Here is a 5,947-nt window from a genome sequence, read left to right as displayed (position 1 = left end):
GCGCCGTCCACGGCCAGCGGCCGGTAGCGGTCGAGCGTGGCGTCCCGTGCGGCGGGTCCGCAGGCGTCGATCGCGTGGACCTGCCGGTCGCCCGGGTCGGCGATCAGCCAGAACCCGTCGCCGCCCAGCCCGGCCATGTGCGGATACACCACGCACAGCACGGCGTTGGCCGCGATCGCGGCGTCGACCGCGGTACCGCCGCGACGCAGTGCGTCGAGTCCCGCGGAGCTGGCCAGGTAGTGCGGGGTCGTGACGACACCGCTCGGCGCCCGGCACGGCGCGCGACCGGTGCGGGGCCCGTCGGGATGGCTCACGTGGTTCTCCTCTGCTGGGCTACGGGGTCCAGGGCTGGGGTCCAGGGCGACGGGACGCCTACGAGACGCGGTCGTCGAACTCCATGCCGGCGTCCCGCGGGGCGTCCTTGGTGTGGTCCATGTAGCGCGTCCAGACCGGGAGGAGCCCTGCCACGACGAACGCGGCGAACCCGATCCACCACACCGCCGCGAGGCCCTGCGTCGCGCCGAGGCTGATGACCAGGCAGGCGACGAAGAAGAGCACCATCGCCAGGGTCTCGGTCGTGAGCTTCTTGTCCACGGTGGCTCCCTAGGTGAACAGGACCAGGGCGATGGTGCCGAGGCCCGTCAGGACGGCGACGACGAGCGTCCACCAGATCGTCAGGCGCAGCACGGAGCCCTCCTGACCCTTGATGCCCGCGATGCTCGTGCCGAGCACGATGTTGGCGGGGGCGATCGCGTTGCCGTACGCGCTGCCGGCGGCCTGGCCGGCGACGACCGACTCGACGCTCAGGCCGTGCAGCCGTGCCACGTCGCTCTGCACGCCGCCGAACAGCACGTTCGACGCGGTGCTGCTCGAGGTCATGAACGCGCCCAGGGCCCCGATCAGGCTGGAGATGAAGGCGTACACGAGCGGCGGCGAGACTGCGGCGAGGCCGAAGGCGATGGTCAGGGACTGGCCGCTGTGGTCGAGGATGCGGCTGGTCACGAGGAACGCGATCACGGGGACCGACGCGGGCACGGCGTCGACCAGCAGGGCGGTGCCGATGCGCTCGGGGGTGTGCCGCTGCGCCCAGGCGCGGTAGTAGCCCCGCGCCCGGTACACGATCCAGACCACGGCGGCCGTGACCAGCAACATCATGCCCGGGTGGGTCAGCACGGTCACGGGCGCGTAGCTGTCGGTCGCGTCGTTGACCACCCCGAGTCCCGTGCTCACCTCGGGGAACGGCAGGCCGACCTGCCACGACCGCAACAGGTCGTTGAGCGGCGGGATCAGCAGCACGCTCAGCGTGACCACGGGCAGCACCAGGTACGGCACCGCCGACCAGAACAGGCTCATGACGGGCCGTTCCCGGTCCTCGTGCTCGGCCGCCGGCCGCTCGGCCATGGCGGGACGCACGGGTATGCCCGTGACGGGGTCGCCGTACCGGCGCCACCGCGACAGCGGGTAGAGCGCCACCAGGGCCACGGCCGCCGCCAGGAACGTCGACAGCTCAGGGCTGAACAGCGTGGCCATCATCTGCCCGACGCCGAGGATCGTCCCGAGGATCAGCACGATCGGCCACGCGTGCCGCACGGCCGCCCAGCGGCCGTAGATCCACACGACGAAGAACCCGCCGCCGTAGGCCGAGATCAGGATGAGCAGCCCGGACTGGAACGCCGCCGCCACCTGGTTCTCGACGTCGGCCACCTGGACCGTCGCGAGCCAGCCCACGCCCAGGGTGCCGAAGAACCGGGCCCACGCGTGGGCGAGCACGCCCATCGCGACCGCGTAGACCGGTTTGACGCCGACGGCGATGAGCAGCGGCACGACGACGGCGACCGGAGCGCCGAACCCCGCGATGCCCTGCAGGAACGAGGAGAACACCCAGGACAGCGCCAGGATGACGAACAGCTCGTTGCGGCTGAACCGCGAGATGCCACGGCGCAGGGCGTCGTACGCCCCGGCCTGCTTGGTGACCTGGTACAGCAGCAGCGCGGGCCAGATGACGAACAGGATGAAGACGGCGTCCCACACGCCTTTCGCCGAGGCCACGGCCAGCGTGTCCCAGGGCGTCCGGAACGCGAGGAGCGCCACGAGGGCCGCGATGAACATCGCGACCGGCGCCGCTTCCGGGGCACGCCAGCGCAGCGGGACCAGCAGGACCAGCAGCGCGATGATCGGCAGCACCGCGAGAAGCCAGTGCAGCAGGTCGACAGGTAGCTGCGCCTCGTCCATGTGCCCCCCCTGCGGTTCGACGACGAACTGCCGGCGCGTTGGAAGGTACGCCTGGCCCTCAGGGCCAGCAATTTCGCACGGGCCGCATTTCGCATCACGAACTACTGGCCGGGCGGGCGCGTGGCGGGTGGATCCGGGCTCCCTGCCGCTCGTCGACGTACGGGCGCAGGGTTCACCGGGAACGGGTGAGGCCACGAGCCCGTCGGCGCGCTGGAGTGGACCACGTCGAGGACCGACCTCGTCGTTCCTGCCCGACAAGGAGCGAACATGACCAGCGCACAATCCTCCGGGCCCGACCCCTATCCCGGGATGACCCCGGTCGCCTACTACGGCCCTCCCCCTGACGCGCCCAGCCCCGCGGGTTTCGGGGGCGCCATGCTCATCGTGGTCTCCCTGTTCCAGGTGCTGCAGGGGATCTCCGCCGTGGCCCAGGACACCGTGTACGTGACGGGAGTTGACTACGTCTACGCCTTCGACGTGACGACCTGGGGCTGGATCCACATCGTCCTGGGCGTGCTCGCCCTCGCCGCGGGGATCGGGGTACTGGCCCGCCAGACCTGGGCGTTCGTCACCGGCATCGTGCTCGCCGGCCTCGCCTGCCTGGCGAACTTCGCGTTCATCCCGTACTACCCCATCTGGAGCCTGATCATCATCGGCTTCTACCTCCTGGTGATCTGGGCGCTGAGCACCCGCTTCTCGCGGCGTGCCGAAGCGTGACAGCGCCATAGCACCGGGTGAGATCCCGTCAGAGCCGCTGCGCGAACCGCACCGGCTCGACGGTCTCGGCGCTGTGCCGTGCCGCCCAGTTCTCCAGGGAGGCACGGCAGGCGTGGTCGAGGTGGTGCAGGTCTGCCAGGTCGACCTCGACGGGGCGGTCCTGCGGGAGGGCCTCCAGCTGGTCGAGCAGCCGGGGCAGCCGCAGGAACGTCGCGCTGCCGCTCAGGCGCACGGTGAGCGGACCGGTGCCCGGGTCGGTCACGTCCAGGTGCACGCGTGAGGTGTCCCAGGCGGTCTTGACCACCGAGAGCGCCAGCCCGACCAGCACGCCCTCGAACATGCCCACCGAGACGATCGCCAGCGCGGTCGCCGTCAGGACGAGGGACTCGCCCCGGTGCTCACGCCACAGCCGGCGGATCTCCGCCAGCGGGATGAGCTTGAAGCCCGCGTGCACCAGCACCCCGGCCAGCGCCGCGACGGGGATGAGACCGAGTGCCGCCGGCACCAGCGCGGCGAAGAGCAGCAGCCACACCCCGTGCAGCATGCGGGACGCCTTGGTCCTCGCCCCCGCCTGGACGTTGGCCGCGCTGCGGACGATGACGGCGGTCAGCGGCAGTGCGCCGAGCACCCCGCACACCGCGTTGCCCGCGCCCTGCGCCATCAGCTCCTGGTTGTAGCGCGTGCGTGGCCCGTCGTGCAGCCGGTCCACGGCCGCGGCGGAGAACAGGCTCTCGGCCGAGGCGATGAGCGTGAAGGCCAGGATCGTGCCGAGCACCCCGAGCTCGGCGAGCCGGCCGAAGTCGCCGGGCCCGGGCGGCTGGATCGCGTCCAGCAGGCCCTGCACCTCGACCATCGCCACCGACGGCCCGAGGAACGTGCCCGCCACGATCGCCAGGCCCACGGCCACCAGAGGTGCGGGCACGACCCGCAGCCGGCGCGGCATCCGCGCCCACAGCACGAGCACCGCGATCGTGCCCAGCCCGAGCGCGAACGACGTCAGCGCGGCGGGCGAGCGTAGGACGTCGACCAGCATGCCGGGCAGGCCCGCGATCTTCGCGAGGCTCGTGGCGGGCGCGGCCAACCCCGCCATCGAGTACAGCTGCCCGGCGATCAGCACCAGGCCGATGCCGACGAGCATCCCCTCGACCACCGAGACCGAGATGGCGCGGAACCAGCGGCCCACCCGGAGCGCGCCCATCAGCAGCTGGAGCAGCCCGGTGGCGAGCACCAGGACCCCCAGCACCGGGAGACCGAACTGCTGCACGGCCTGGTAGACCAGCACCGTCAGCCCGGCAGCCGGACCGCTGACCTGCAGGCTGCTGCCCGGGAGGAACCCGGTGACCAGCCCGCCGACGATGCCCGTGACCAGGCCCAGCTCCGCCGGCACGCCGGAGGCGACGGCCACCCCCACGCACAGCGGCACCGCGACGAGGAAGACGACGAACGAGGCGGTCAGGTCCGCCAGGAACGTCCTGCGCCGTGATGACGACGGCGGGGCTGCCGCCACGCTCCCGGGCGCGGTCACAGCGGGGCGCCCGTGTCCGCGGAGGAACGAGCCTGGTCAGCGAAGGAACGGGCATGAACGAGATGCTGCATCAGATACCCCCTGGTGCGCCCCTGGGCGCATCGGTCGTCGACGATGGTGCGGAACGTCGGGTAGGCAACGTCGGGTAGGTGAGGTGCATGTGGCGACCCGGTACGGATCGAGGCCGTGGCGTGTCCCTGCTGAGACCAAGTCTTGGGACTGAATCTCAGAGCAACCTCAGAGGCCGGGTGAAAGAATCGGCCCATGGACCTCGACGCCCGCCGTCTCCTGCTGGTCGAGGACGACAGGCGCCTCTCGCAGCTGCTCGTCCGACTGCTCACCACGGAGGGCTACGACGTGGTCCCCGTCTACGACGGCCAGGCCGGGCTGCACCACGGACTGACGGGCCGGTGGGACGCGCTGGTCATCGACCGCACACTCCCCGCCATGGAGGGCGTCGACCTGGTCCGCCGGCTGCGGTCGCGGGGCATCACGACGCCGACGATGCTCCTCACCGCCCGCGGCACCACCGAGGACCGGGTGGAAGGTCTGGACGCCGGCGCGGAGGACTACGTGGTCAAGCCCTTCGACAGCGACGAGCTGCTGGCGCGCCTGCGGGCGCTCCTGCGCCGGCACAGCGACACCTCCGCAGTGATCGACCTGGGCGGACGGCGGCTCGACGTCGCGTCGCGGCGGGTGCTCTCCCCCGACGCCGACCCGGTGGAGCTGTCCGCCCAGGAGTGCGCGCTGCTGCGGATCATCGCGGCCAACCCGGGCCGGGTGCGCAGCCGCGAGGAGCTGCACCGGCGCATCTTCCAGAACGCGGACAGCCCGAACGCCGTGGACACCTACGTCTACTACCTGAGACGCAAGCTCGGCGCCGGCATGATCCGCACGGTGCGCGGCCTCGGCTACCAGCTCGGCGCCACGTGAGCGCTGCGATCAGCGACCGCCGGCTGCTGCGCAAGGCCTCCCTCGCGGTCGCCCTCCAGACCGGCGCCGCGGTCGGCATCGTGGTCTCCGCGGTGATCGCCCTGGTGTACGTGGTGGGGCTGGAGGCGCGGCGGGACGCGTCCGAGGTCAAGCTGCAGGCCAAGGTCGCCGAGGCCGGGGGCCACCACGTCACCCTGGACGGCACCGACACCGTGGTGGTCGACGGCATGCCCACCAACTGCCCGGAGCGCCACGTGCGCGAGACGGCGGCGCGGCTGCCCGACGGCCAGTCCCGGGTCGACGTCTGCGGCAACCCGTTCCTCGCCTATGTCGGCGAGTCGCCCGACGGGACCCGCGTCACCGCGATCATGAACTTCGTCGAGCAGCAGGAGGAGACCGAGCGGCTCGCCCGGTTCTCGCTGGCGGCCGGCGCCCTCGGCGTCCTCGCCTCGGCAGCGCTCGGCTGGGCGTTCGGCCGCCGGGCCGTCCGGTCGCTGGGCGACGCCCTGGCGTCACAGCGGCGGGTCGGCTCCGACGTCA

General features: G+C 72.0%; 7 protein-coding genes. 3 read left to right on the top strand and 4 right to left on the bottom strand.

From position 1 onward, the window contains the following. The 3 genes from PROKR_RS08265 to PROKR_RS08255 all read right to left on the bottom strand — a co-directional run. Positions 1 to 314: gamma-glutamyltransferase (locus PROKR_RS08265; protein ID WP_211240072.1), on the bottom strand; the 314-nt coding region annotated here is incomplete at its 3' end. Between the two features lie 58 nt (positions 315 to 372). Continuing rightward, positions 373 to 594, bottom strand: coding sequence for a DUF962 domain-containing protein (locus tag PROKR_RS08260; RefSeq protein WP_051432786.1), 222 nt, complete (start codon positions 592 to 594; stop codon positions 373 to 375). Between the two features lie 9 nt (positions 595 to 603). Continuing rightward, positions 604 to 2,232 (bottom strand): L-lactate permease, encoded by a 1,629-nt coding sequence (locus tag PROKR_RS08255; RefSeq protein ID WP_036961798.1) that lies wholly within the window; start codon positions 2,230 to 2,232, stop codon positions 604 to 606. Between the two features lie 267 nt (positions 2,233 to 2,499). On the opposite strand from PROKR_RS08255, the gene PROKR_RS08250 reads away from it, so the two are divergent. After that, positions 2,500 to 2,949 carry a DUF7144 family membrane protein gene (locus PROKR_RS08250; protein ID WP_036961797.1) on the top strand — a complete coding sequence of 150 codons (450 nt, stop codon included), beginning with the start codon at positions 2,500 to 2,502 and terminating at the stop codon, positions 2,947 to 2,949. Between the two features lie 28 nt (positions 2,950 to 2,977). Here the strand turns inward: PROKR_RS08250 and PROKR_RS08245 are convergent, their stop codons facing one another. Beyond that, positions 2,978 to 4,474: a SulP family inorganic anion transporter gene (locus PROKR_RS08245; RefSeq protein WP_036961795.1), complete on the bottom strand. Its 1,497-nt coding sequence runs from the start codon at positions 4,472 to 4,474 to the stop codon at positions 2,978 to 2,980. A 264-nt stretch (positions 4,475 to 4,738) separates the two neighbouring features. Between PROKR_RS08245 and PROKR_RS08240 the strand changes: the two genes are divergently transcribed. Beyond that, the gene (locus PROKR_RS08240) at positions 4,739 to 5,407 is read left to right on the top strand and encodes a response regulator transcription factor (RefSeq protein WP_036961793.1); all 669 of its coding nucleotides are present in this window, start codon (positions 4,739 to 4,741) and stop codon (positions 5,405 to 5,407) included. Beyond that, positions 5,404 to 5,947 (top strand): hypothetical protein (locus PROKR_RS34280; protein ID WP_036961789.1); only part of this gene is annotated, 544 nt, incomplete at its 3' end. The genes PROKR_RS08240 and PROKR_RS34280, both read left to right, overlap by 4 nt.

The sequence above is a fragment of the Promicromonospora kroppenstedtii DSM 19349 genome (assembly GCF_000515355.1).
Classification (GTDB): Bacteria; Actinomycetota; Actinomycetes; order Actinomycetales; family Cellulomonadaceae; genus Promicromonospora; species Promicromonospora kroppenstedtii.
This window is presented reverse-complemented; position numbering and strand designations above follow the sequence as displayed.